This window comes from Athalassotoga sp. (assembly GCF_049965695.1).
GTDB lineage: Bacteria > Thermotogota > Thermotogae > Mesoaciditogales > Mesoaciditogaceae > Athalassotoga.
In genome coordinates this window covers 20,519-43,615 of the sequence record NZ_JBMFWB010000014.1, presented here as the reverse complement: position 1 = coordinate 43,615, position 23,097 = coordinate 20,519, and the positions used below count along the sequence as shown (strand labels likewise).

General features: G+C 40.5%; 23 protein-coding genes and 1 tRNA gene. 18 read left to right on the top strand and 6 right to left on the bottom strand.

What is annotated here, in order from left to right; genetic code table 11:
- Positions 1-916 precede the first annotated feature (916 nt).
- The 18 genes from asnS to ACP5NR_RS05805 all read left to right on the top strand — a co-directional run bounded on the left by asnS (position 917) and on the right by ACP5NR_RS05805 (position 17,472).
- The gene (gene asnS, locus ACP5NR_RS05890; RefSeq protein ID WP_428004844.1) at positions 917-2,218 is read left to right on the top strand and encodes an asparagine--tRNA ligase; all 1,302 of its coding nucleotides are present in this window, start codon (positions 917-919) and stop codon (positions 2,216-2,218) included.
- A gap of 8 nt (positions 2,219-2,226) precedes the next feature.
- Entirely contained in the window at positions 2,227-3,216 is a 990-nt protein-coding gene (gene ruvB / locus ACP5NR_RS05885; RefSeq protein ID WP_428004845.1) for a Holliday junction branch migration DNA helicase RuvB, read from the top strand.
- 13 nt (positions 3,217-3,229) lie between these two features.
- Complete coding sequence (locus tag ACP5NR_RS05880; RefSeq protein WP_428004846.1) at positions 3,230-3,526, top strand: YggT family protein; 297 nt, start codon at positions 3,230-3,232, stop codon at positions 3,524-3,526.
- Positions 3,523-4,350 carry an NAD(+)/NADH kinase gene (locus ACP5NR_RS05875; protein WP_428004847.1) on the top strand — a complete coding sequence of 276 codons (828 nt, stop codon included), beginning with the start codon at positions 3,523-3,525 and terminating at the stop codon, positions 4,348-4,350. The genes ACP5NR_RS05880 and ACP5NR_RS05875 overlap by 4 nt, the downstream gene beginning before the upstream one ends.
- Positions 4,325-6,043: a sigma 54-interacting transcriptional regulator gene (locus ACP5NR_RS05870; protein WP_428004848.1), complete on the top strand. Its 1,719-nt coding sequence runs from the start codon at positions 4,325-4,327 to the stop codon at positions 6,041-6,043. Before ACP5NR_RS05875 ends, ACP5NR_RS05870 begins: the two co-directional genes overlap by 26 nt.
- A 12-nt stretch (positions 6,044-6,055) precedes the next feature.
- The gene (glyA, locus tag ACP5NR_RS05865) at positions 6,056-7,309 is read left to right on the top strand and encodes a serine hydroxymethyltransferase (protein ID WP_428004849.1); all 1,254 of its coding nucleotides are present in this window, start codon (positions 6,056-6,058) and stop codon (positions 7,307-7,309) included.
- Positions 7,310-7,321: 12 nt separating this feature from the next.
- Entirely contained in the window at positions 7,322-8,431 is a 1,110-nt protein-coding gene (glgD, locus tag ACP5NR_RS05860; protein ID WP_428004850.1) for a glucose-1-phosphate adenylyltransferase subunit GlgD, read from the top strand.
- Between the two features lie 14 nt (positions 8,432-8,445).
- A complete protein-coding gene (locus tag ACP5NR_RS05855) occupies positions 8,446-9,717 on the top strand; it encodes a glucose-1-phosphate adenylyltransferase (protein WP_428006096.1) in 1,272 nt (423 codons plus the stop codon).
- Positions 9,718-9,753: 36 nt separating this feature from the next.
- Positions 9,754-9,829 (top strand) — tRNA-Thr (locus ACP5NR_RS05850).
- Positions 9,830-9,849: 20 nt separating this feature from the next.
- A complete protein-coding gene (locus ACP5NR_RS05845; protein WP_428006095.1) occupies positions 9,850-10,161 on the top strand; it encodes a V-type ATP synthase subunit F in 312 nt (103 codons plus the stop codon).
- Positions 10,158-10,766, top strand: a complete 609-nt coding sequence (locus ACP5NR_RS05840; RefSeq protein ID WP_428004853.1) for a V-type ATP synthase subunit E — start codon at positions 10,158-10,160, stop codon at positions 10,764-10,766. Before ACP5NR_RS05845 ends, ACP5NR_RS05840 begins: the two co-directional genes overlap by 4 nt.
- A 5-nt stretch (positions 10,767-10,771) precedes the next feature.
- Complete coding sequence (locus tag ACP5NR_RS05835; protein ID WP_428004854.1) at positions 10,772-12,559, top strand: V-type ATP synthase subunit A; 1,788 nt, start codon at positions 10,772-10,774, stop codon at positions 12,557-12,559.
- Positions 12,560-12,561: 2 nt separating this feature from the next.
- Positions 12,562-13,947: a V-type ATP synthase subunit B gene (locus tag ACP5NR_RS05830; RefSeq protein ID WP_428004855.1), complete on the top strand. Its 1,386-nt coding sequence runs from the start codon at positions 12,562-12,564 to the stop codon at positions 13,945-13,947.
- A 1-nt stretch (position 13,948) separates the two neighbouring features.
- Complete coding sequence (locus ACP5NR_RS05825) at positions 13,949-14,563, top strand: V-type ATP synthase subunit D (protein WP_428004856.1); 615 nt, start codon at positions 13,949-13,951, stop codon at positions 14,561-14,563.
- Positions 14,560-15,678, top strand: a complete 1,119-nt coding sequence (nagA, locus tag ACP5NR_RS05820; protein ID WP_428006094.1) for an N-acetylglucosamine-6-phosphate deacetylase — start codon at positions 14,560-14,562, stop codon at positions 15,676-15,678. Before ACP5NR_RS05825 ends, nagA begins: the two co-directional genes overlap by 4 nt.
- Positions 15,679-15,683: 5 nt before the next feature.
- Positions 15,684-16,328, top strand: coding sequence for a MotA/TolQ/ExbB proton channel family protein (locus ACP5NR_RS05815; protein WP_428004858.1), 645 nt, complete (start codon positions 15,684-15,686; stop codon positions 16,326-16,328).
- Positions 16,329-16,760, top strand: a complete 432-nt coding sequence (locus ACP5NR_RS05810; RefSeq protein WP_428004859.1) for an ExbD/TolR family protein — start codon at positions 16,329-16,331, stop codon at positions 16,758-16,760.
- Between the two features lie 13 nt (positions 16,761-16,773).
- On the top strand, positions 16,774-17,472 hold the full coding sequence (locus tag ACP5NR_RS05805) for a hypothetical protein (protein ID WP_428004860.1): 699 nt from the start codon (positions 16,774-16,776) through the stop codon (positions 17,470-17,472).
- On the opposite strand, the gene ACP5NR_RS05800 is transcribed toward ACP5NR_RS05805, so the two are convergent.
- From ACP5NR_RS05800 to dnaN, 6 genes are read right to left on the bottom strand one after another with little or no spacing between them, the layout of a single operon-like run.
- Positions 17,473-18,918: an HD domain-containing protein gene (locus ACP5NR_RS05800; protein ID WP_428004861.1), complete on the bottom strand. Its 1,446-nt coding sequence runs from the start codon at positions 18,916-18,918 to the stop codon at positions 17,473-17,475.
- Positions 18,919-18,921: 3 nt separating this feature from the next.
- Positions 18,922-20,019, bottom strand: coding sequence for a lytic transglycosylase domain-containing protein (locus ACP5NR_RS05795; RefSeq protein ID WP_428004862.1), 1,098 nt, complete (start codon positions 20,017-20,019; stop codon positions 18,922-18,924).
- Positions 20,016-20,714 (bottom strand): 2-phosphosulfolactate phosphatase, encoded by a 699-nt coding sequence (locus ACP5NR_RS05790; protein WP_428004863.1) that lies wholly within the window; start codon positions 20,712-20,714, stop codon positions 20,016-20,018. Before ACP5NR_RS05790 ends, ACP5NR_RS05795 begins: the two co-directional genes overlap by 4 nt.
- Before the next feature lie 5 nt (positions 20,715-20,719).
- A complete protein-coding gene (locus ACP5NR_RS05785) occupies positions 20,720-21,520 on the bottom strand; it encodes an energy-coupling factor transporter transmembrane component T family protein (RefSeq protein WP_428004864.1) in 801 nt (266 codons plus the stop codon).
- Positions 21,517-21,993: a 2-C-methyl-D-erythritol 2,4-cyclodiphosphate synthase gene (gene ispF / locus ACP5NR_RS05780; RefSeq protein ID WP_428004865.1), complete on the bottom strand. Its 477-nt coding sequence runs from the start codon at positions 21,991-21,993 to the stop codon at positions 21,517-21,519. Before ispF ends, ACP5NR_RS05785 begins: the two co-directional genes overlap by 4 nt.
- The gene (dnaN, locus tag ACP5NR_RS05775; RefSeq protein ID WP_428004866.1) at positions 21,993-23,081 is read right to left on the bottom strand and encodes a DNA polymerase III subunit beta; all 1,089 of its coding nucleotides are present in this window, start codon (positions 23,079-23,081) and stop codon (positions 21,993-21,995) included. Before dnaN ends, ispF begins: the two co-directional genes overlap by 1 nt.
- Positions 23,082-23,097: the final 16 nt, after the last annotated feature.

The following is a 23,097-nucleotide window of genomic DNA, read 5'->3' as shown; positions in this document are numbered from 1 at the left end:
CGTAGCGATGGCAGGTGATTTAGCACGTGGCTCGTGACACGTAGAAAAAACAGAGATTAAGGATCAGACATTAGAGAAATTTGTGACGCGTAACGCGTGATCCGTAATCAGAAAAACTTTTCATCTCACCCTTTACTGTTTACTCGTCACTTTTCGCTGATCGTGGCATCCTGCTCTCCGCTTAAATTAAATGAACATCCGGCTTTTAAAGTGAGTTAAGTATAGTTAAATTGTATACCGCCAAGAGTTTAAATGTCAAATCAAAAATATATGTATGTAGTATTTATAATGGATGTTTTTGTAATTACATTCATAACTTTTGTTGCATTCATGATACACAATGAATAATCTTTGAATAATTGTTGGTAAAATGATTGTAAATTTTTGTAGCAAAATTTCGATTTTTTCAATTTTCAGATCACGCAATCCCTTGTGTGACAACCGTTTCCAGCATTTCGCTCTAAAATCACCACATTTTCACTTTTGGACACCTCAGGGTATGATCATACTCACCCCTGTCTTACCCCCCCTTAAAAACGCGATCTTGGAAGTCAAAATTTTCCTTATTTTATAATGATTTTCGAATTTGCACCTAAAAGGCGATCCCGCATCACGTGCGGGATGACGTTGTTTTGTTTTTTCATCTGCTATTGGCTATTTGCCATGTGCCGCTTTTTTTAATCCCTAATCTCCGATCTCTAATGTCTTTTTGTGCGTCGGCTCTCGCATTTGTCATTCGGCGTCTGGTCGTCGCGGCATCATACTCTCCGCCTGCTGTCATTCCAGTCGAAGAACTGGAATCGCCTTTTGCCTTTGGCTGCTTACTCGTTACTGATCACGCGTCACTGTTTACGGTTTTGCATTGTCCATTCTCCATGCATATATGCTAAAATAATATAAAGGAGAGGTGATCATCTTGTCAGCAAAGTGGTCATACATAAAAGACCTGAAGGATCATGTTGGAGAAATTGTAACGATCAAAGGATGGATTTTTAACAAAAGATCAAGCGGTAAGATAAATTTCTTGCAAATAAGAGATGGAACTGGTTTTGTTCAAGGAATTATTGAAAAAACATCTTCTGAAGAAACTTTTGTCAAGGCTGATAAGATTAAATTAGAGTCAAGCGTCATAATTGAAGGTAAAGTCAGAGAAGATAAAAGGTCTCCTTACGGTTATGAACTTGATGTAAATGACATTGAAATTATTCAGATACCACTTGAAGAATATCCAATTTCAAAAAAAGATCATGGAATAGATTTTTTAATGAACAACCGACATCTCTGGCTCAGATCTCAAAAACAATTTCACATTTTACATGTTAGAAATGAAATTATATGGGCGGTCAGAGAATTTTACAGAAACAACGGCTTTATCCTTGTTGATACCCCTATTCTCACGGGAGCCATAGGAGAATCGGCGGGCGAACTTTTCAGCGTTGATTATTTTGATCTCGGAAAGGCATACTTAACTCAAACAGGTCAACTTTATCTTGAAGCGGCAGCCATGGCACTTGGAAAAGTTTACAATCTCGGCCCGACATTCAGAGCGGAAAAATCAAAGACAAGAAGACATCTTACCGAATTCTGGATGAATGAAGCGGAAGTTGCCTATTACAGTTCAAATGACAACATGCATCTTCAAGAAGAACTTGTATCTTACGTTGTTGGACGGGTGTTAGAAAGGGCTGGAGATCATCTCAAGGCGTTGGAAAGAGATGTAAAGCCGCTTGAAAAAGTTCAAACGCCTTTTCCGAGAATATCTTACGATGAAGGCGTTAAATTACTTCAAAAAAAGGGATTCGATATAAAATGGGGCGACGATATAGGCGGAGATGAAGAAACAGGCATAAGTGAAGAGTTTGATAGGCCGGTTATGGTTTACAATTATCCGCGAAAGATAAAGGCCTTTTACATGCAGCCAGATCCGCAAAGGCCTGAAGTCGTGCTTTGTGATGACATGCTTGCACCAGAAGGATACGGAGAGATAATAGGCGCATCGGAACGTATAAACGATCCGGATCTGCTCACCGAAAGAATAAAAGAATTCAATCTTCCGGTTGATTCTTACGATTGGTACATAGATCTCAGAAAGTACGGGACTGTGCCGCACAGCGGGTTTGGAATGGGCATAGAAAGACTCGTTTCGTGGATATGCAAACTTGAGCATATAAGAGAAGCGATACCTTTTGCCCGCACGATATACAGGATACATCCATAGAGGCTAAAATGGCGAGACTACTTTCTTCGGAACCACAAAAAGAAGATGAAATGCTTGTTTCTTTGAGACCTGCAAACTTAAGTGATTACATAGGTCAGGAAAGAATAAAATCAAGACTTCGTGTAGCCATAAAAGCGGCGACTATGAGAGGCGACGTACTTGATCATGTTTTGTTGGCAGGCCCTGCCGGTCTTGGAAAGACGAGTCTTGCCATGATAATAGCAAATGAAATAGGAGGAAAATTAAGGACAACAAGCGGACCTGTCGTTGAAAGACAAGGAGATCTGGCCGCAATTTTAACATCTTTATCCACGGGGGATGTGCTTTTCATAGATGAAATTCACAGGTTACCTCATCCGGTTGAAGAGATACTTTATTCGGCCATGGAAGATTTTCAAATCGATGTCATGATAGGAAAAGGACCGGGCGCAAGAAGTGTTAGACTTTCTATAAATCCATTTACGCTTGTAGGTGCGACGACAAGAAGTGGATTGCTGACCGCTCCTTTAAGAAACAGATTTGGAATGATCTTTGAAATGGATTTTTACACGATGGACGATCTCGCTTTGATAGCAAAAAGAACGGCATCTTTACTTGGAGTCAAAATTGACGATCGCAGTGCCACAGAAATAGCCAAAAGGTCAAGGGGAACGCCAAGGGTGGTAAACAGATTCGTCAAAAGAATAAGAGATTTTGCAACCGTGAAGGCAAAGGAAAGCCTTGACATGGAGACGATAGAAGAGGCCTTCGAATCGATGCAAATTGACCCAAACGGTCTCGATGATATGGACATAAAGATACTTTCCAAAATAGCAAAAGATTACAGAGGCGGGCCTGTGGGAATAAACGCGCTGGCCGCAAGTGTGGGAATAGAATCAGAAACCATAAGTGAAGTCTACGAACCGTTCTTGCTTCAGGGAGGTTTCATCGCTCGAACTGCGAGAGGTAGAATTTTAACGCAAAGAGGGTATTCGGTGATAGGAGAATCTTTGATTTGAAAGGATGTGAATCATGTTTGCCGTTGCAAATCTCGTCTACGCAATTGCCGTCATTTTGAACATCGTCATAGTCTTTTTCATGGTTGTACTTATCATAGATGGAATACTCAGTTTTATCTTTCCTTATGGTTTTCCTATCAGAAGAATTTTTGATGAAATTTCTGAACCTGTACTCAGGCCATTCAGAAGATTTATACATCCTTTTGGTTATATAGATTTTACTCCGTTTGTGGTTTTCCTTTTGTTACTTTTCATCCAAATTTTTGTCGTTAATTCACTTTTTGATCTCAGCGTGGTGTTGAGAAGATGAAAAATTTTCACGGTGCCGTTATTTTAAAAAACGAGAAAAATTTTGATGCCATAAAAGCATCTGAGATCCTGAAGGAAAAAATCAAAGGTAAAATAGAAATCTTCGATACCGAAAACGCTCCGGATAATTCTCTTTTTTTCATTCTCGGAGGCGACGGGACTGTTTTAAGATATGCAAAAAAAATCGCACAAAAAACACCTTTCGTGGTTGGTATAAATTTTGGGCATCTCGGGTTTTTAAGTCCTTACGAGTTTAGCGAAATAGATCGAATAGTTAAGGATATTTTGACAGATGAAAATTTTACCATCGTAAAAAGAAAATTTTCCAAAGCCAGATCCAGATTTGGAGAAATTGAATTTTTAAACGAATTTATAGTTCAAAGAGATATTCATTCTCATATGATCGATGCGAACATAAAGATCGACAATTCGGAGGTGGGATCGATACTTTGCGACGGAATTCTGATTTCAACTCCCACAGGTTCTACCGCTTACAATCTTTCCGCCGGCGGATCTTTGATCGATCCTCAGGCAAACGTACTTTCAATAGTTCCGATGATGGCCCATACACTTTTTAAGACGCCAATTGTCGTTTCTTCAAAAAGGAAGATAGAAATAGAGGTAAATCCGCGAGACAGCGAAAAATATTTCACAATTTCCGACGGTGACGTGCTTGGTGATCAAAACAAAACGGAATCTTTTGAAATTGAAAGTTCTGAAAACAGTGTGAATTTTCTTTGCACAAAAGAAAGAAACTTCTTTAAAATCGTGAATCAAAAGTTAGGATGGGGAATCCGAAATGGATCTGGAAAACGTTATGACTGATTCAAAATACGAATATTACGAACAGGCCCTTAATTCTATGATCGAAGGCGTCATAATGGTTAACGCGCAGGCGGAAGTGATCTTCATAAACAGAACTGCGCGCCAGATATTGCATCTTAAAGATGAAGATTACGCCGGTAAAAAAGTCGTCGATTTTGTTCCAAACACGAGACTTCATAAAGTTGTGGAAGATAAAAAGCCGGAAATAGATAGAATTCAAAATGTTGGCAATGTCAAAATCATAACATCGCGCATTCCGCTTATCGATGAAAACGGTAATTTAAAAGGAGCATTTGCGGTTTTCAGGGATATAACGGAAGTCCAAAAGATGGCCGAAGAAGTAACGGATTTAAAGCGCGTAAGGTTGATGTTAGAGAAGATCATAGAATCAACCGACGATGCTATAAGTGTTGCCGATGCAAAAGGAAATTTGGTGATGGTAAATCCGGAATACACAAAGTTGACCGGATTTAACGAAGAAGATGTCATAGGCAAACCCGCCACCATAGACATAGCCGAAGGAGAGAGTGTCCATATCATGGTGGCAAAAGAAAAAAGACCGATATTCGGTCATAGGCTCAAGGTAGGGCCTATGAAAAAAGATGTCATAGTCGACGTCACTCCCCTTTTCATAGATGATAAATTCGTCGGAAGCGTTGGCGTGATTCACGATGTCTCAAAGATAATTTCTTTAAGCCGCGAACTTGAAGAGGCAAACAGGGTGATAAGGCATCTCAGAGCCAAATACACATTTGACGACATCATAGGAAATGGACGTGCCATGCAAATAGCCATAATGCAGGCTAAGAAAGTTGCATCCACAAGGGCAACCGTACTTTTGAGAGGAGAGTCTGGGACAGGCAAAGAACTTTTTGCGCATGCCATACATAACGCAAGTGATAGAAAGAACTCCGCTTTTGTAAGTGTCAATTGTGCTGCCCTGCCAGAAGGAATTCTCGAATCCGAACTCTTTGGATACGAAGAAGGGGCCTTTACAGGCGCCCGTAAGGGAGGTAAAATAGGTCTTCTTGAAGAATCCAACGGAGGGACACTTTTTCTTGATGAGATCGGAAAGATGGAGTTGAACGTTCAATCGAGATTTTTAAGATTCCTTCAAGAGATGGAAATAACGAAACTTGGAAGTACTAAAGTAAAACATCTTGACGTGAGAATAATAGCCGCCACGAATATAAATCTTGAAGATATGGTCAAAAACGGAACTTTCATACCCGATCTTTATTACAGGCTCAACGTAGTTCCCATCTACATCCCCCCACTCAGAGAAAGAATAGAAGATATAGAACCACTTGTAAAATACATAATAAGAAAATTGAATCAAGAATACGGCAGATCAGTTGAAAAAATCTCAAAAGACGCTTTAAATGTGATAGAAAACATTTCTTGGCCCGGAAATGTAAGAGAACTTGAAAATTTCATAGCACGGGCGATGATAAACATGGACATAAGTGAAAAAGAGATAACCGTTTCTTCGCTGCCTTCTTACGTGCAGGTGCACAAAAAAAACATCAACGGGACAAAGCACGATTTAAAAAAATCTCTTGCCGATTATGAAAAGGGATTGATAGAAGAAGCCCTAAAGACAAATGAGGGAAACAGAAAAAAAACGGCACAGTCTCTTGGAATAAGTTTAAGAACGCTTTTTTACAAGATGGAAAATTACCATATAAAGTGAGGAGGAAATAAAATGAAAGATTTGTGGGAAGAGATAAAGAGTGTCGATCCGGAAATTTACGAGGTAGTTCATAAAGAACTTGAAAGGCAAAGAAACGGCCTTGAACTCATAGCATCGGAAAATTTCGTTTCAAAAGCCGTTTTACAGGCAATGGGAAGCGTTTTGACCAACAAATACGCTGAAGGATATCCGTCAAAACGTTATTACGGCGGCTGCGAAATAGTGGATATAGCCGAAAATCTTGCAAGAGATAGAGCATGCCAACTTTTTGGAGCGGAACACGCAAATGTTCAACCACATGCAGGATCTCAAGCAAATATGGCCGCTTACATGTCAGTTGCAGAGGTGGGAAGTGTCATGATGGGACTTTCTTTAACACAGGGAGGGCATCTCACTCATGGATCACCTGTAAACTTTTCCGGCAAACTTTACAAAGTAATTCCTTACGGTCTTAACCCAGACACCGAAACGATAGATTACGATGAAGTCAAAAGACTTGCGATAGAAAACAAACCCAAAATAATAGTAACGGGCGGCAGTGCATATCCAAGAACCATTGATTTCAAACGTTTCAGAGAAATAGCGGATGAAGTGGGGGCATATCTTATCGTTGATATGGCACATTTTGCCGGACTTGTGGCGGCAAAGATTCATCCAAATCCAGTTGAATATGCCCATATTGTGACTTCAACGACGCACAAAACGCTCAGAGGCCCAAGAGGCGGTCTTATTCTTTCTAAAGAAGAATTCGCAAAACAAATAGATAAAACCATTTTCCCGGGAATACAAGGAGGTCCTCTCATGCACGTCATAGCGGCAAAAGCCGTTTGCTTTAAAGAGGCCATGACTCCTGAATTTAAAAATTATCAAAGCCAAATAGTTAAAAATGCCGCCAAACTGGCTAAATCTCTTTCCGACAGGAAGATAAGAATCGTTTCCGGAGGAACGGATACCCACCTAATGTTAGTCGATCTTGTCGATACGGGTTTAACCGGCAAAGAAGTAGAAAATTTGCTTGGTGAAGTTGGAATAACCGTTAACAAAAACACGATACCGAGAGAGCAAAGATCACCGACCGTCACGAGTGGCATAAGGGTAGGCACGCCGGCCGTCACAACTCGTGGCATGAAGGAGCCAGAAATGGAAGAAATTGCGGATATAATGGCCTCTGTGATTCATAATCCAGTCGATCAAACAAAACGTCTTGCAAAGGAGCGTGTTGAAAAACTTTGTAAGAGATTTCCGCTGTATCCGGATATCCTTTAAGGAGGTGGTATCTTGAAGATACTGGGATTGATTCTTGCAGGTGAGAAAGGACAAAATCTTGGCAAATTGACAAACAAAAGGGCTTCGGCCGCTGTACCCATTGCCGGTAAATACAGGGCCATAGATTTTACCCTTTCAAACATGGTAAGAGCCGGTATAAAAAAAGTTGGGGTGTTAACCCAGTACAATCCTCGCAGTCTTATGGATCATCTTGGTTCTGGAAGAGAGTGGGATCTTGACAGAAAAAATGGCGGTCTTTACATTCTTCAACCTTACGTTAGCGAGGCAAGCCAACTTTGGTACAGAGGTACGGCCGATGCCCTTCACCAAAATATAACGGTGCTTCGAAGAGGAGATGAGGATTACGTTCTGATAGGATCTGGCGATCACATTTACAACATAGATTTCACGCCTGTATTCAAATATCATCTTTCAACTTCTGCGGATATAACCATTCTCACCAAATCCTCCGAAGGATACGATCCCGCTTTTTATGGAACCGTAAAAACAGACGAAAACGAAAGAATAATCGATTTTAAAGAAAAAGAAAAAGAAAATGCTGGGGACAAGATAAACCTCGGCGTGTACTTCATGAATAAAAAACTGATGATGGATCTCCTGTATTCAACCGTTCCGAATGGAAAATACGATCTTGTCAGGGATGTTATAATACCGAATATCGAAAACCTGAGAATAATGTCTTACAAATTTTCAGGCTACTGGCGAAACGTAAAAAAATCCTTGATCGAATACAAAAGAACGAACATGGACATGCTCGATCCGGAAGTGCTTAACGAACTTTTTTCGCCGCAAAGAAAAATATACACCAAACTAAAGGATCTCGCACCTCCCAAGATAACTTCCACAGGGTCAGTCGTAAATTCGATAGTCGCAGACGGATGCATAGTATCGGGAAAAGTTTACAACAGCGTTATTTTTAGAAATGTTAACGTCAAAGCAGGCGCGATAGTCGACAACTCCGTAGTGATGGAAGGTTCAACGATTGAAGAAGGATCAAAAATAGTGAATTGCATATTGGATAAAAACGTGACCATAAGAACGGAACATTCTTACATTGGCTACGAAGAACCGCTTTTTTTCGAAAAATGGCAGGTTGTCTGAAAGGGGATGAAATCATGAGTGAAATCATAGCGATGATACTTGCTGGAGGGCAGGGAACAAGACTTGGCGTTTTGACTGAAAACGTTGTTAAGCCTGCAGTCCCATTCGGCGGAAAATACAGAATCATAGATTTTACCCTTTCAAATTGCGTTAATTCTTCGATATACACCGTCGGCGTTTTAACTCAATACAGACCGAGAGTCTTAAGTACCCATCTTGGAGTGGGCAGAGATTGGGACATGGATAGAAAAAACGGAGGTCTTTTCGTGCTTTCACCTTACGCCGCTGCCGCTGAAGGAGAATGGTACAAAGGAACGGCACATGCGATAGCACAAAATATAGATTTCATAGATCAATTCTCCCCCCGGTACGTTTTGATACTTTCGGGTGATCATGTTTATTCGATGGATTACAACGAAATGCTTGATTTCCATATTTCAAAAAACGCCGATGCCACGATATCATGCATTCGTGTTCCCATATCAGAAGCGCACAGATTCGGAACTGTGATAACGGATAACACATCGAAAGTCAAAGAATTTGAAGAAAAACCAAAGAATCCAAGATCTCAACTTGCATCGATGGGGATTTACATATTCAACTGGAAATTGTTAAGACCTTTGTTGATAGAGGATTCTCAAAATGAAAAATCTTCCCATGATTTCGGAAAAGATATAATGCCCAAACTTGTGGCCGGAAATAACAATTTCTACGCGTATGAATTTGAAGGATACTGGAGAGATGTAGGAACGATAGAATCATTCTGGGAAGCAAATATCGATTTGACGAGATCGATGCCTGCCCTAAATCTTTACGACCCCAACTGGAGATTTTACACTCACAGTGCAGAAATGCCTCCGGCGTTTTTCGGAAATGACGCAGAAGTTGTGAATTCGCTTACCAGCGAAGGATGTATAGTTCATGGAAGGGTTGAAAGTACAGTGCTTTTTCAGGGTGTAACCGTCAAAAAAGGCACGATCTTAAAAAATTCTGTCATAATGACAAATGTTTTGATAGGTGAAAATTGCATCATAGAAGATTCAATAATAGGCGAAAATTCAATAATAGGAGATAATTCGAAGATTGGAATTGGAGACAGGATTAAAAATGAAAAATATCCGAACATATACAGCGACGGAATAAGCGTTGTAGGTGAAGGGGTTACCGTGGACGAAGGCTCTACCATAGGGAAAAACTCTTCGATTGGCAATTTTTTGAACACGAAAGGAATGAGAATAAAAACAGTGCCAAGCGGTAAAAATCTCAGAATTGATGGGGTTGTCTGAGGTTGTTTTATTATGGTATAATTAGTTTTGTGTTCGGCCAGCGTAGCTCAACCGGTAGAGCAACTCATTCGTAATGAGTAGGTTTAGGGTTCGAGTCCCTACGCTGGCTCCAATTTTTGGGAGGTGAGAATTATGAAATTTTTTCTCATAAGCGATAACATTGATACTCAAATAGGCATGAGGTTATCTGGAATAGACGGCGTTGTTTTGCACACAAAAGCAGAGATATTGCCTGTAATCGAAGAAATCAGAAAGAAAAAAGATGTTGGCATATTGCTTGTAACGCAAAAAATTTCGGAATTGATCCCAGAAGAGTTGGATAATTTAAGAAGATCAAGAACTCTTCCGATAGTAACGGTTATTCCCGACAGACATGGAAGCACAAGATCCAAGGATTTCATAACACGTTACGTTCAAGAAGCGATTGGGGTGAAATTGAAATGAATGTCGATAAAAAACTTGATGCTTTAAAAACATACGTTAAAAACAGAGCCAATGATGATGTTCAGTCTTTGATAGAAGAGGCCGACAAAAAAGCAAAAGAGATAAATCAGAATTACGCAAAGAAGGCAGAAGAGGCATACTCTGACATCATCGAGAATGCCAAAAAGCAAGTTGATGATATAAATCGTGTCGAAAAAGCTCAGGCCATTTCAAAAACCATGAAAATAAGCATAGAAGGTCAGAAAGACATAATAGACGACGCGATGGAAATTTTGAAAGAAAAACTTTTTGAACTTCCTCAGAAAGTATCTTACCCGGAATTTCTTCGTTATTTGGTCGTTGAGGCTTTAAATACAATCGATACCAAAAAAGTAAGTGTAAAATGCCGAAAGGAAGACAAGGAGATAGTCTCCAAAATTGTTTCTCAAATTGCCGACGAAAAAAGAGATATTTCCATTTCAGACGAAGAAATTCAAATAGCAGGCGGAGTTGTCGTCGTATCGGAAGATGGCAAAGAAATAGTAGAAAATACTTTGGAAAGCAAACTTGAAGAAATTAAAGAAGCATACCTGAAAGATTTATTTTCCAAATTGAAAGTTAGGTGATTTTAATGGACAAAACGGGAGAAATGTATTTTATAAATGGACCTGTTGTGAAGGCTAAAAAGATGACAGGATTCATGATGCATGAAATGGTGCTCGTCGGGAACGTCAAATTGACCGGAGAAATCATAAGCCTTGAAGGAGATGACGCCACAATTCAGGTTTATGAAGAAACAACAGGTCTAAAACCCGGGGAACCCGTCAGCGGTACAGGAGATTTGCTTTCCGTCACTTTAGGACCGGGTCTTATAGGATCTGTTTTTGACGGAATTCAAAGGCCTCTTGATGTTTTGAAAGCGCAATCCGGTGATTTTCTTGAAAGAGGCATAATTGCCAACGCGCTTGACATGAAAAAAGCCTGGGATGTGCAGATGTCAAAGGTCAAAGATGGCGACGAGGTTGTTGGCGGACAGATAATAGCGACCGTCAAAGAAACGTCTTCGGTCATCCATAAGATAATGATTCCGCCAAATATTTCCGGAATTGCACAAAACGTTAAAAGTTCCGGAAAGTACACGATAGACACGTCTTTGATGACCGTCAAAAGCGATGACGGCGATCATGAAATAAAACTTTATCAAAGGTGGCCTGTCAGAATACCAAGGCCGTACATCGAAAGACTTGCCCCAAAAGAACCGCTTGTCACAGGCATAAGGGTAATAGATACCCTCTTTCCGATAAGTAAAGGTGGAACGGCGGCTATTCCTGGAGGATTTGGAACGGGTAAGACCGTTGTCCAGCACCAACTCGCGAAATGGGCCGATGCGGATGTCATAATTTACATAGGTTGCGGAGAGCGTGGAAACGAAATGACAGAAGTGCTTGAAGAATTTCCGCAATTGATAGATCCGAGAAATGGCAAACCTTTGATGGAAAGAACTATCCTGATAGCAAACACTTCGAATATGCCTGTTTCTGCCCGTGAGGCTTCAATTTACACCGGAATAACGATGGCGGAATATTTCAGAGATATGGGATACAACGTCGCACTCATGGCAGACTCGACTTCAAGATGGGCTGAAGCCTTAAGAGAGATATCCGGAAGGCTCGAAGAAATGCCAGCAGAAGAAGGATTTCCTCCCTACCTTGCCTCTCGAATAGGCGACTTTTACGAAAGGGCCGGCAGGGCAAAAGTTATCGGCGATGATCAAAGAATAGGTTCTGTTTCCGTTATAGGGGCAGTTTCTCCTCCAGGTGGAGATTTTTCGGAACCTGTTACGACGGGGACGAAAAGGTTCATAAGGTGTTTTTGGGAACTTGACAGACAACTTGCAAATGCGAGGCACCATCCGTCGATAAACTGGCTTGATAGTTACAGCGAATACGCGTCCGAACTCAAAGCGTGGGTATCTAAAAATGTCGATGAGAAATTTTACAACATGAGAGACAGATTCATGCAAATTCTCACAGAGGATGATAATCTTCAACAGATAATAAAACTTGTCGGTGAAGATGTGCTTCCAGACGGTCAAAAACTAATCGTAAGAGTTGCGAATATGATAAAAGTGGGATATTTGCAGCAGGATGCATTCAGCGATGTGGACAGCAACTGCCAGTTGAAAAAACAGGATGAGATGCTTAAGATAATATTAAATTATTACGATCGCGCAAACAAACTCGTTTCCAAAGGTGTTGCGGTCTCTGAAGTTTTTGACGAGAACATGGTCAACACCATCATGAGAATGAAGGAAAACATACCAAATGACAAGATAGAAGCATTTAAAGACATCGAAACGCAGATAAATACCTTCTTCGATCAACTTGACAAAAAATATCAGGTAAGTGTGGAGGCGTGAAAATGCCGGCAAAAGAATATGTTGGTTTGTCACAGATAAACGGCCCTCTTATTTTCGTTCAAAAACCCACTGACGTGGGTTACAACGAAGTTGTTGAGATAATGATAAGAAACGAAAAAAGACTCGGCCAGGTTGTTCAGATAAGCGATCAAATGGCGATGATACAGGTTTTTGAAGGAACGAATGGTTTAACGATAGATAAAACGCGGGTGAAATTTCTCGGAAAACCTTTGATGATAAAGGTTTCGGATGAGATGTTAGGGCGTGTTTTCAATGGTATAGGTCAGCCAATAGACAACGGTCCAGAAATTTTAACGGGTGATAGCCGTGACATGAATGGGTCTCCTATAAATCCAGTTTCAAGGATGTATCCGAGAAATTTCATTCAGACTGGCATATCGGCGATAGACGCACTTATGACACTTATAAGAGGACAAAAACTTCCTATTTTTTCGGGAAACGGTCTTCCTCACAACAGAATAGCCGTTCAAATAACGAAACAGGCAAAACTGAAAGGCGAAGAGGCGGGAAACTTTGCAATAGTTTTTGCGGCAATGGGTATAAAACACGATGAGGCCAATTTCATAAGAGAGAGCCTTGAACAATCCGGCGCTATAAAAAACACGATAATGTTTTTGAACCTTGCCGACGATCCGGCCATCGAAAGGATAGCAACTCCGCGTGTTGCGCTTACGGCTGCCGAGTACCTCGCTTTTGACAAAAATCTTCATGTGCTCGTACTATTGACGGATATGACAAATTATTGCGAGGCTTTGAGAGAACTTGCGACTGCCCGCGGTGAGGTGCCTTCGAGAAAAGGATATCCCGGCTACCTTTACAGCGATCTGGCCAGCATATACGAAAGGGCTGGCATGATAAAAGATAGAAACGGTTCGATCACACAAATTCCGATACTTTCGATGCCTAACGATGACATAACGCATCCTATCCCGGATTTAACCGGATACATAACGGAAGGTCAAATAGTTTTGAACAGAGATCTCAACAGAAAAGGCATATATCCTCCGATAGGCGTACTTCAGTCTCTTTCGAGATTGATGAAAGACGGAATAGGTAAAGGATACACCCGTGACGATCATCCGCACGTTTCAAGTCAACTTTTCGCTTCATACAGCAGGGTTCAAGAAGTCAAAGCGTTGGCCTCTATAATAGGAGAGGAAGAACTGACAGATTCCGACAAAAGTTATTTGAGATTTGGAGATGCTTTTGAGAATGAATTTTTAAAACAGAACGAAGATGAAGATCGTTCTATTGAAGAAACGCTCGATTTAGGATGGAAGTTGCTTGGATATCTTCCGAAGATTGAATTAACGCGTGTAAGCGAAAAGGAAATAGCCGATCATTACAAAGAAATAAAGGAGATATAAGATGGCACAGATTTCTCCTACAAAAAGCAAACTCATAGAGACAAAAAGGTCTTTGCAACTGGCACGTGAAGGGCATACTCTGCTTGACAAGAAAAGAAATGTCCTTATACGTGAACTCATGAAACTCATCGATGAAGCGAAAGAAGTTCAGGCCAAAACCGAAGTACTTTTTGCCGAGGCTTACAAAGCACTTATAGAGGCAAATTTGTATTTTGGAATAGAAAATGTTCAGGAAGTAGGCTTGGGAGTTGACGAGTTTGAATCCCTTGAAATTCGTCTCAGGAGTGTTATGGGAGTCGAAGTGCCGGAAATAGGCAATTTGGACGTTAGATCTTCTCTTGCTTATGGATTTGTCAGAACAAATTCAAAACTTGACGTGGCCAGACAGAAATTCAGCGAAGTGCTCGTTTTAACCGCAAAACTGGCCGAAGTTGAAACGGGCGTTTACAGACTGGCAACTGAAATAAAAAGGACACAGCGCAGAGTTAACGCGCTTGAGTACGTTTTAATACCTCAATACGAAGAGATGGTCAAATTCATCGAATCTTACCTTGAAGAAACGGAAAGGGATGATTTTTTCAGGATGAAAAGGCTCAAAAGCAGGAGAGAATCTTGAGGATAGAGAACGTCAAAATCGTCGATCCGTTTTTTTCCGTAGAAAATGGCTGGATCGAGTTTGAAGAAAGCATAACCGGTTACGGATATTCTAAAAAATCTGGTTCTTCCTCTATTTTGATGCCAGGCTTTGTCGACACCCATGTGCACGGTGGATCAGGATACGATTTTATGGATGAAAAGATAGATTTCGACAAAGTCGAAAAGCACTTTTTTTCCACAGGCGTTACTTCTGTACTTGCGACAACGCTTACGGCGCCGGTTGGAAATATCAGAAATGCGATCGATGCCGTACGAAAGAGGATAAAAGAAAATCCAATAACTCCTTTAAAGGGTGTTCATCTTGAAGGGCCTGTGATATCTAAAAAGCACGTTGGCGCGCAAAACCCTGATTTCATATTAAAAGGTACCCTTTCAAATTTAAAAGAAATCATACAAGGCAACGAAGATTTCGTCAAAATCATGACCATTGCCGTGGAAGAATCTGATGATGAAGCGATAGGATACCTTCAATCGAAAGGTATAACAATTTCGGTCGGCCATTCCGACGCAACCTTTGAACAGTTTATGCATTTTTACAAATTGGGTGTGAAACATATGACGCACTTCTGCAATGCCATGACTCCTCTACATCACAGAAAAATCGGTCTTGTAGGGGCAGGGTTGAAATTAGACGATGTGGATCTTGAACTGATATCGGACGGAATACATCTTGATGAAGAAATGATCTCTTTGATTTTGAAGTTTCATCCTCATGATCGTATAGTAGCCATAACGGATGCCATGAGGGCTGCCGGGTTAAAAGATGGAGAATACGATCTTGGAGGGTTAAAGGTTAAAGTCAAAGATAACTCTGCAAGACTTGAAGATGGAACTTTGGCCGGTAGTGTGTTAAAATACAATGAAGGACTTAAAAGGCTTCACGATCTCGGCTTGAATTTAAACGAAATAGCAGTCGTTTCCTCTTTTAAACCATCGACTATCGTTAAGTCTAAAGATCCGATAGGCAGGATAATGCCGGGATATGATGCCGATTTTGTGATCATGGATGATAATTTTTCTGTTTTGAAGGTCTTTAAGAAGGGCAAAATCGTTTTTTCAAAAGAAGGAGGATAAGAAGGATGGCATTGGGAGACTTTGTTCACGGTGGAGGTCCTATCCTTGTAATAATAATTATTTTAGGTTTAATAGGTCTTTTCTTTTTCTTCGAAAGACTATTTGTCCTTTTGAGAGAAAGAAATGAAATGATGGCCACGGTTATAAAGGTGAGAAATTCCATAGCCCAGAAGAACATCACTGCGGCAAAACAACATTGTAGATCATCTTCAACTCTTTTTTCTTCAGTCATGTTGAGAGCATTTGAATACTACGACCAGCAAAAAATCGACCTTTTTGATAACGGCATAAATGACGTCGTTGAAGAGGAGTCTTTAAGACTTGAAAGGAATTACAGGTACATAAACATCGTGGCGGTTTTGGCTCCTTTACTTGGCTTCCTTGGAACTGTGATAGGCATGATGCAGATTTTCGGGAAAATAGGAGCCAACGTGAATGTTCAAAATATTCAATCGTATGCCACAATCTTTTCAAGCGGGATTTCACTCGCACTTTATACCACCGTCGGTGGGCTCGCTGTCGCCATACCTTTGCTCATACTCATGGCAATTTTGAGAGAACTTGAAGACAGAATTCTTGAATCGACCAACGAAGAAGTACGTTCGGTCGTCATGAAACTGAAATCTTTACCTCTTGAGGAGGTACAGTAAATGAAAAAAAGAGATACGGATCTATTTTTTTGGATCGGAATTGAACTCGTATCTCTTTTGAGTATAACTTTCATACTTATAATGTTTTTGGCACTTGCAAATGCTGCCGCTTCCGTTGTTCCGGCATCTTCTCTCGGCCAAATAGGGATAAGTTTGCCAAGTGCGATAACGACTATTCCGGCAACGGAAGAAAGTAAAGGACTTCTGGTTACCATAAATTCTTCCGATGAAATTTATGTTGGGACAACTCAGGTGAAAATTTCGGATATTTCGTCGTTACTTACATCTTACATAAGTCAGTATGGTACTCCGACTTCCGTTAAAATTGCGGCAGATAAATCTGTTCCTTACGGCACGATAGTGCAAATAATGGATTTGCTTAGGCAAAATGGAATAAACACAATAGATCTTATCGTCGGTCAGGCACGGTGAAAAGGGTGATTTTGTGAAATACACAACGGTAGCGGCCATTTTAGCGGCGATATCTATATTAATCGTTTTGATCGCTGTATCTTTCATTCTGCCGCCTATTTCCAAAGGAGAGCCTGTTTCTTATTTTCCGCAAAGAACCACCGTCCAATTTTCCTTTATCGGTAAGCCGTCTCTCGCTCTTACGCCTTACACCGTTAAAATCGTACCCACACCACCTTCAACGATGGTAGCGGCCATAAATCAAATTCAACCACAGCAACCTGCAAAACCGCAGCCCGTTATTCCACAAACCACAACACCAAAACCTTCTCCGACTCAAACTTACGTGCCACCGATCGTTGCACCTCAAATTCCAAAAGTTATCACGCCACCTTCGACGGTTGTGAATTACAACTTCCTCAGTCTTCAAAATGTGCCGAACTTCCAATCGCTTGTTGCCCAGATGCGAAAGGATTACATAGAAGCACTTCAGAAGTTACCAACGGAAATAGCGTACACCCTTGCAGGCACCGTTAAAGGTATCGTTGAAGTTCAAACCGATGGAAATGTTAAGGTATTGAAAATAATCAATTCTCCAAGCGTGGTGTTAACGGATATATACGTCAGAAATATAGAAAAATTCGTCACTTTCCCGAGAAGTCTTGCACTTGAAGGCATAGAGATAGATGCAACATTCACGCCTTCTGGCACTTCAACCGGTATCGTTAAGTGATCACCATCTTGTCGTTAATTCAAGTCCATCTGCTGGTATAAGGTTGTATTTTTTCAGAAAAGTTCTTACATCTTTTTTAGAGTATATCCTGACGAGTTGAAGCATGTTGCCTGACATGAGTTTGTAGGTCGGGTATTTTTTTTCGAATTCCTCAAAGGTCATCAAATCATTGGCATCGCTGTGAATGTAAACTTTTGTTGAAAGAAATTCATCCGGGTAAAACAAGGTGAGTTTGTACGGAGTATCGATCACAAAAGTATCATCGAAATCATCAAACAATTTTTTCGCGGCATCCATATCGGTATCTTCTATCTTTGATCTTTCGATCAACGTCTCCAAATTTTTTTTCATTTTTTTAAGTATCTCATCTCCAAGAGACCTTGAAACGCTACCAGGATCTATGCCCGTCGTTGTGTACGGTATCTCAACGATTAACTTCCAGAGATCTCTGACTTTAAGCCTTTGAATAGTCATGTAAGCCTTTTCAACGTCATCGCGCATTTCGTCGTCGTAAATTTTTAAATCGTGCATGAATTCAATTTGATGGATGACAAAATCATCCGTTAATTTCAAAAATTCATCAAGGTCTTCGAGATAATGGCCAAGTTTTAAAGGCGCTATCGAGTGGTTAAGAAAATCCTGAACCATCATATCCGCAGCCCGTGAAGTTTTATGAAAATAAACATTTTTGTACATCATGAATCTTCCGAAAAGCACGGTGTACATGTCATCAACTGTTTTTATGTTGTAAGAAAGTACATCGCTTCCATTAATTTTCAATATAGCCGAATTTCTTATTATCCTGTCCATCGGGACCGTTCCGTAATATCTAACACCGCTGAAATAGGAGTCTCTCAACACAAAATCCATTCTGTCTGCCCCCAGAGGCCCTTGAATTATGTTGAAAAGAGGATCTCCCTTTTTTTCGCCTTCAAAAATCCCGTTGACTGCTTCCATAACCGTCAGACAAAAGTTTTCAGGTACTTTACCGAGTGTTTTTTCGACATCTTCCAAAACACTTTTTTTGAAAGATTCTTCCGAACTGTCGAATTTTTCTTTCATCAACTGCGGAAGTTTTTCAACGAGCAACCTTTCTCTGAACTGATCGTGACCTTCTTCGTATCCAAAATGCGAGTAAACGACATCGTCAAACTGATGGCTGAACGGTCCATGCCCCACATCATGGAGCAATCCGGCAAGTCTTGACAATCTGAATATCGGGCTTTCCGATCCAAACAAATGGGAAGAATAAAGCCCCGCAACATGCATGACGCCTAAAGAATGAGAGAACCTTGTATGGGTAGCGGATGGGTAACTCATCTGAGATCCCACAAGTTGAGAGAGATACCGCAGCCTTTGAACGACTGCGGTATCTGTGGCCAAAATCTCTAAAGGATACATGAATATCTCAGAATAAAGCGGATCTCTCGAAACCTTGTAATACATACTTTACCATCTTCCGGTCAAAGAAAGGTTGTAAGACGGAGATGATGAAGGAAGATTTTCTCCCCATAAATTGAGATAAATTTTGTAAAAGTGTAAAGAAATTCCATAATTTATCTGCCCAGACTGTGAGATTGAGCCAAAAACCCTTTGATCCCAGAGATTCAAAATACCAGAAGCGGCTACACCCGTAGAATAGTAACCTACAATAGCCGTTATAGGACCGAAGACACCGGAAATTTCAATCTCGTCTTCAATCGGAGCGGATGTTGAAGTTGAATTGAAGGTGAAAAGTGTTTGCGAGTGATTGAGAGCAAGATAAACGTTGTTCATGAGATTCGTTCTCCATATCCATGAAATGTTCGCAGAAGTTGAGTTGATTGTCACCTCAGGACATATATCCATTTGACCTGGCGGAAGTGGATAAGCGACTCCTAAGGTGAGATCTCCGAGTCCGCCCGATGATGCACGATCGTACTGTCCGAATATACCAAGCCTTGCATTTATTTCGGGATAGACAAGTTGAGACGAATATTGAGATATGTATTTCATGACGCTTGAAACATAAGCCTGAGTTTCCGGATACGGAGGAACACCGCCATACTGCACAACGGCACCAGGTCCTGCGTTGTAAGCGGCAACGGCAAGTTGCAAAGAGTTAAATTGTTTTTGGTACAATTTTATGTAATTGAGAGATCCGACAACGCTTTGAAAAGGATCGTAAGGATTTTGGACACCAAACGCAGGCGCCGTTGTCGGAAGAAATTGCATCAAACCCTGAGCGTTGGCATAAGAAAGAGAGTAATTCTGAAATGCACTTTCAGCCTTGGCTATCCCCAGCGCGATTGGCAAATCATTTTTCGAGATTGGAAGTTGAGAAAAATTCATCCACGGAATGTTTATCGTAAATCCGAAGCCGGCATCTAAACCACCCATGCCGTAACCCAAATCGTACCTTATTCCCGGATAATAATAAAGAGAATACGGTTGCGTCGAAACGGGCAAAAATGGCGTATCGATAGAGAATCCACCTATTATAGGCGATCCGAAAACAAAAACGCTCATAACTGCAATTGCAAAGACGATAGATAAATACTTTTTCATCTTTCACCTCCAAAAAATTTTAAATTGATCATATCGGTTTTCAAGACTGGAATTGCCTTTCTTTCGATCAAAGACGCTTCAAGGTCTTCTCCCATTCCAACAGAAGAAAGATATCTCCCGTGATGTGAAGTTTTAAGCATCTTCATGGGATCTGATCTTGAAATATCACGTGCGATTATTCCACCATCGTTAAGGGATACCATGTCAAAAAAAGAGACGAACTTTCCAGCCGTGTAAGAATCTTCCAAAGATACTTCTCCATGACTTCCGGCACATACCAAAAGCAAATTTTGAAAATTTTCAGAATAACGCGCAACGGTTTCAACATTTGAGATGGCCATAGCGACAACTTTTCCGTAATTTTGGTAAATACTTGCCACTTTTGTTCCATTTGTTGTGGTAAGTATAACATTTTTTCCCGAAATATTTTCCTTTGTAAACTCAAGAGGAGAGTTCCCAAGATCGAATCCTTTTATTTTAAAAGCCTTTCTTTCTCCCGCAAGCAAAGCATTTGGCACGATTTCTTTCAAACGCATCGCCTCGGTAATCGATTTTACAGGATAAATTCCCATTGCCCCAACTTCGACAGCCTTCACTATAACCGTTGTGGCCCTTAAAGTGTCTATGACCGCCACAAGATCGTAAGAATCAAGTCGTGGTTTTTGAGATGGCAAAAGCAGAACTTCTATTTTCATTAAATTCACATCCTTACGACAAAGATTAAAAAGATCAAAAAAATGCCGGACAAAATGATCAGGTAATCTGAAAATCTAAATTTCATCTCTCTGAATTTTGTTCTGCCGATAAATCCTCTGTAACATCTTGCTTCCATGGCAATCGCAAGATCGTCTGCCATTTTCATTGAACCGACAAACAAAGGTACGATAAGCGGTACCATTCCTTTTGCACGCTGAATTAATCCGCCTCTGTCAAACCTTGCTCCACGGGAAAGTTGCGCTCTTATTATATGATCTGCCTCCATCGAAAGCACCGGAATAAATCTGAAGGCAATACTCATCATCATCGAAAAGTCATGAGACCATTCTCTTGGAAGTTTAAAAAAAACCATAAGCCCTTCAAGTCCATCTGCTATCTGTATCGGAGATGTGGTAAGGGTTAACAAAGATGCGGCGATTATTATCAAAACAAGTCTTAAAACTATGAAAATCGTGTTTGAAATTGCCAGATCGGTGATTTTAAGAGGACCCAATCCCACCAAAACTTTACCCGAACCTGAAAAAATCTGGAATAAAGCGGTTAAAACTATTAATATCCACAAAGATTTAACCCCTCTCAGATAATAGAGCGGGGATATTTTGCTTAAAAATATGAGAAAAAAGATGAAAAAGCTCAAAAAAGCGTACTGATAAAAATTGGTAGATAAAAAGATCGCGATTATGAAAAACAAGGTAAAAATTATTTTGGCTCTCGGATCTGTCTTGTGAAGAAATGACGGTTTGGGAATGAACTGGCCGATCGTTATATTACCTATGAAATTCATGGTACCTCTTTTAACAAACAGATGGCCATCGCCGAAGCCCCTTCTTTTCTCCCTATAAAACCCATTCCTTCGTTCGTCGTCGCCTTGATACTCACTCTCGAAGGACTCAAATTCAGAGTTTCAGATATTTTTTTTTGCATCTCGTTGACGTAAGGCGATATTTTGGGCTCTTCCAACATGACCATGACATCTATGTATTCTATGGAAAGATTTTCTTTGGACAACATAGATCTAACCTTTTCAAGTATTATCAAAGATGATATTCCTTTGTATCGAGGATCGGACGGCGGAAAATGAATTCCTATATCTCCCAGACCACCTGCACCGAGCAAGGCATCCGCTATCGCATGGGATATGACATCCGCATCGCTATGTCCTTCAAGCATTTTATTGTAAGGAATCTCAACGCCACCTAAAATCAATTTGGTTCCATCAACAAATCTATGGGTATCATATCCTATTCCGGCCCTCATTACAATCTCACCGGCATTATTATGAAAAAATAACCTTTGAGATCTATCGTGTCAATCATAAGTGGTTTGTTTGAATCGACAAAACTTAACTGAATTTTTTCTTCTTCCATGTGATTTAAAGCATCAAGTATGAAATTCGGATTGAATGCTATGACGAGTGGCTCTCCTTCAACCTGAACGTCTATCGTTTCCTCGGCCTCTCCGAGATCGGCACTTCTGGATGAAACCTTCATCTTTTCTCCTTCTAAACTTATCTTTATCGTCTCCGATCCCGCTCTCGTTAAAATACTCACACGTCTTACGGCCGATCTAAGCATGTTTCTGTCGACAACGACCCGCGTTTTGAATTCTTCCGGAATAACCCGTTTGTAATTTGGAAATTCAGCGTCAACTATCTTGCAAACAAAGACCGTATTACCAAAATCGAAAGCAATTTGTTTGTTTTCAAACTTAAGGTTGATCTTTTCGATCTCTGTCGACGAAAGTGCCCTCAACAACTCTTTTATAGCCCTTAAAGAAAGTAAAAAATTGATGTTGAATGTTCCATCAATTTTCTCTTCCGAAAGTGCCATACGAAAGCCGTCAACGGCAACCGATCTTGAAATTCCGTTTTCCACCTCGACATAAACACCGTTGAGATTTTTCATATTCTCATCGTTGGCGGCACTAAAAGAAACCCTTTCAAGCATTGAATAAAGTTGCGTTCTTTTCATATCGAATTGTATGCCATCGGTGGGTATTCTTACCTCCGGAAACTCGGAACTGTCCTGGATAAAAATTTGAAATTTGCTTTTTCCGGAAAGAATGTCTAATTTCTGACCGTCAATTGAAAATTTGACTTCACGATCGGGCAAACTTTTTACTATTTCCGTTATCGTTTTCGCATCCACGACAAAAGATTTTTCACCGGAAACATCGGGTATCCTCGATCTCACGGTGAACTCCATATCCGTCGCGGTCATCGTTAATCCGTCTTTGAAATCAAAATTTATTCCGTTAAGCACAGGTCTTATAGGTCTTGAGGCAACTGCCCTTGATAACGAATCAAGATGCGATGAAAGCACTTCTCTGTCAAGTGTGAATTCCATTTCGAAACCTCCCTGA

Coding starts and splice junctions, on each gene's coding strand:
- ACP5NR_RS05835 (WP_428004854.1), top strand. CDS start 10,772: ATGGACAAAACGGGAGAAATGTATTTTATAAATGGACCTGTTGTGAAG.
- ACP5NR_RS05790 (WP_428004863.1), bottom strand. CDS start 20,714: ATGAAAATAGAAGTTCTGCTTTTGCCATCTCAAAAACCACGACTTGAT.
- ACP5NR_RS05810 (WP_428004859.1), top strand. CDS start 16,329: ATGAAAAAAAGAGATACGGATCTATTTTTTTGGATCGGAATTGAACTC.
- ACP5NR_RS05815 (WP_428004858.1), top strand. CDS start 15,684: ATGGCATTGGGAGACTTTGTTCACGGTGGAGGTCCTATCCTTGTAATA.
- ACP5NR_RS05830 (WP_428004855.1), top strand. CDS start 12,562: ATGCCGGCAAAAGAATATGTTGGTTTGTCACAGATAAACGGCCCTCTT.
- glyA (WP_428004849.1), top strand. CDS start 6,056: ATGAAAGATTTGTGGGAAGAGATAAAGAGTGTCGATCCGGAAATTTAC.
- ACP5NR_RS05870 (WP_428004848.1), top strand. CDS start 4,325: ATGGATCTGGAAAACGTTATGACTGATTCAAAATACGAATATTACGAA.
- ACP5NR_RS05875 (WP_428004847.1), top strand. CDS start 3,523: ATGAAAAATTTTCACGGTGCCGTTATTTTAAAAAACGAGAAAAATTTT.
- dnaN (WP_428004866.1), bottom strand. CDS start 23,081: ATGGAATTCACACTTGACAGAGAAGTGCTTTCATCGCATCTTGATTCG.
- ACP5NR_RS05840 (WP_428004853.1), top strand. CDS start 10,158: ATGAATGTCGATAAAAAACTTGATGCTTTAAAAACATACGTTAAAAAC.
- ACP5NR_RS05855 (WP_428006096.1), top strand. CDS start 8,446: ATGAGTGAAATCATAGCGATGATACTTGCTGGAGGGCAGGGAACAAGA.
- ACP5NR_RS05825 (WP_428004856.1), top strand. CDS start 13,949: ATGGCACAGATTTCTCCTACAAAAAGCAAACTCATAGAGACAAAAAGG.
- ACP5NR_RS05800 (WP_428004861.1), bottom strand. CDS start 18,918: ATGTATTACAAGGTTTCGAGAGATCCGCTTTATTCTGAGATATTCATG.
- ACP5NR_RS05795 (WP_428004862.1), bottom strand. CDS start 20,019: ATGAAAAAGTATTTATCTATCGTCTTTGCAATTGCAGTTATGAGCGTT.
- ACP5NR_RS05880 (WP_428004846.1), top strand. CDS start 3,230: ATGTTTGCCGTTGCAAATCTCGTCTACGCAATTGCCGTCATTTTGAAC.
- ispF (WP_428004865.1), bottom strand. CDS start 21,993: ATGAGGGCCGGAATAGGATATGATACCCATAGATTTGTTGATGGAACC.
- ACP5NR_RS05785 (WP_428004864.1), bottom strand. CDS start 21,520: ATGAATTTCATAGGTAATATAACGATCGGCCAGTTCATTCCCAAACCG.
- ruvB (WP_428004845.1), top strand. CDS start 2,227: ATGGCGAGACTACTTTCTTCGGAACCACAAAAAGAAGATGAAATGCTT.
- ACP5NR_RS05845 (WP_428006095.1), top strand. CDS start 9,850: ATGAAATTTTTTCTCATAAGCGATAACATTGATACTCAAATAGGCATG.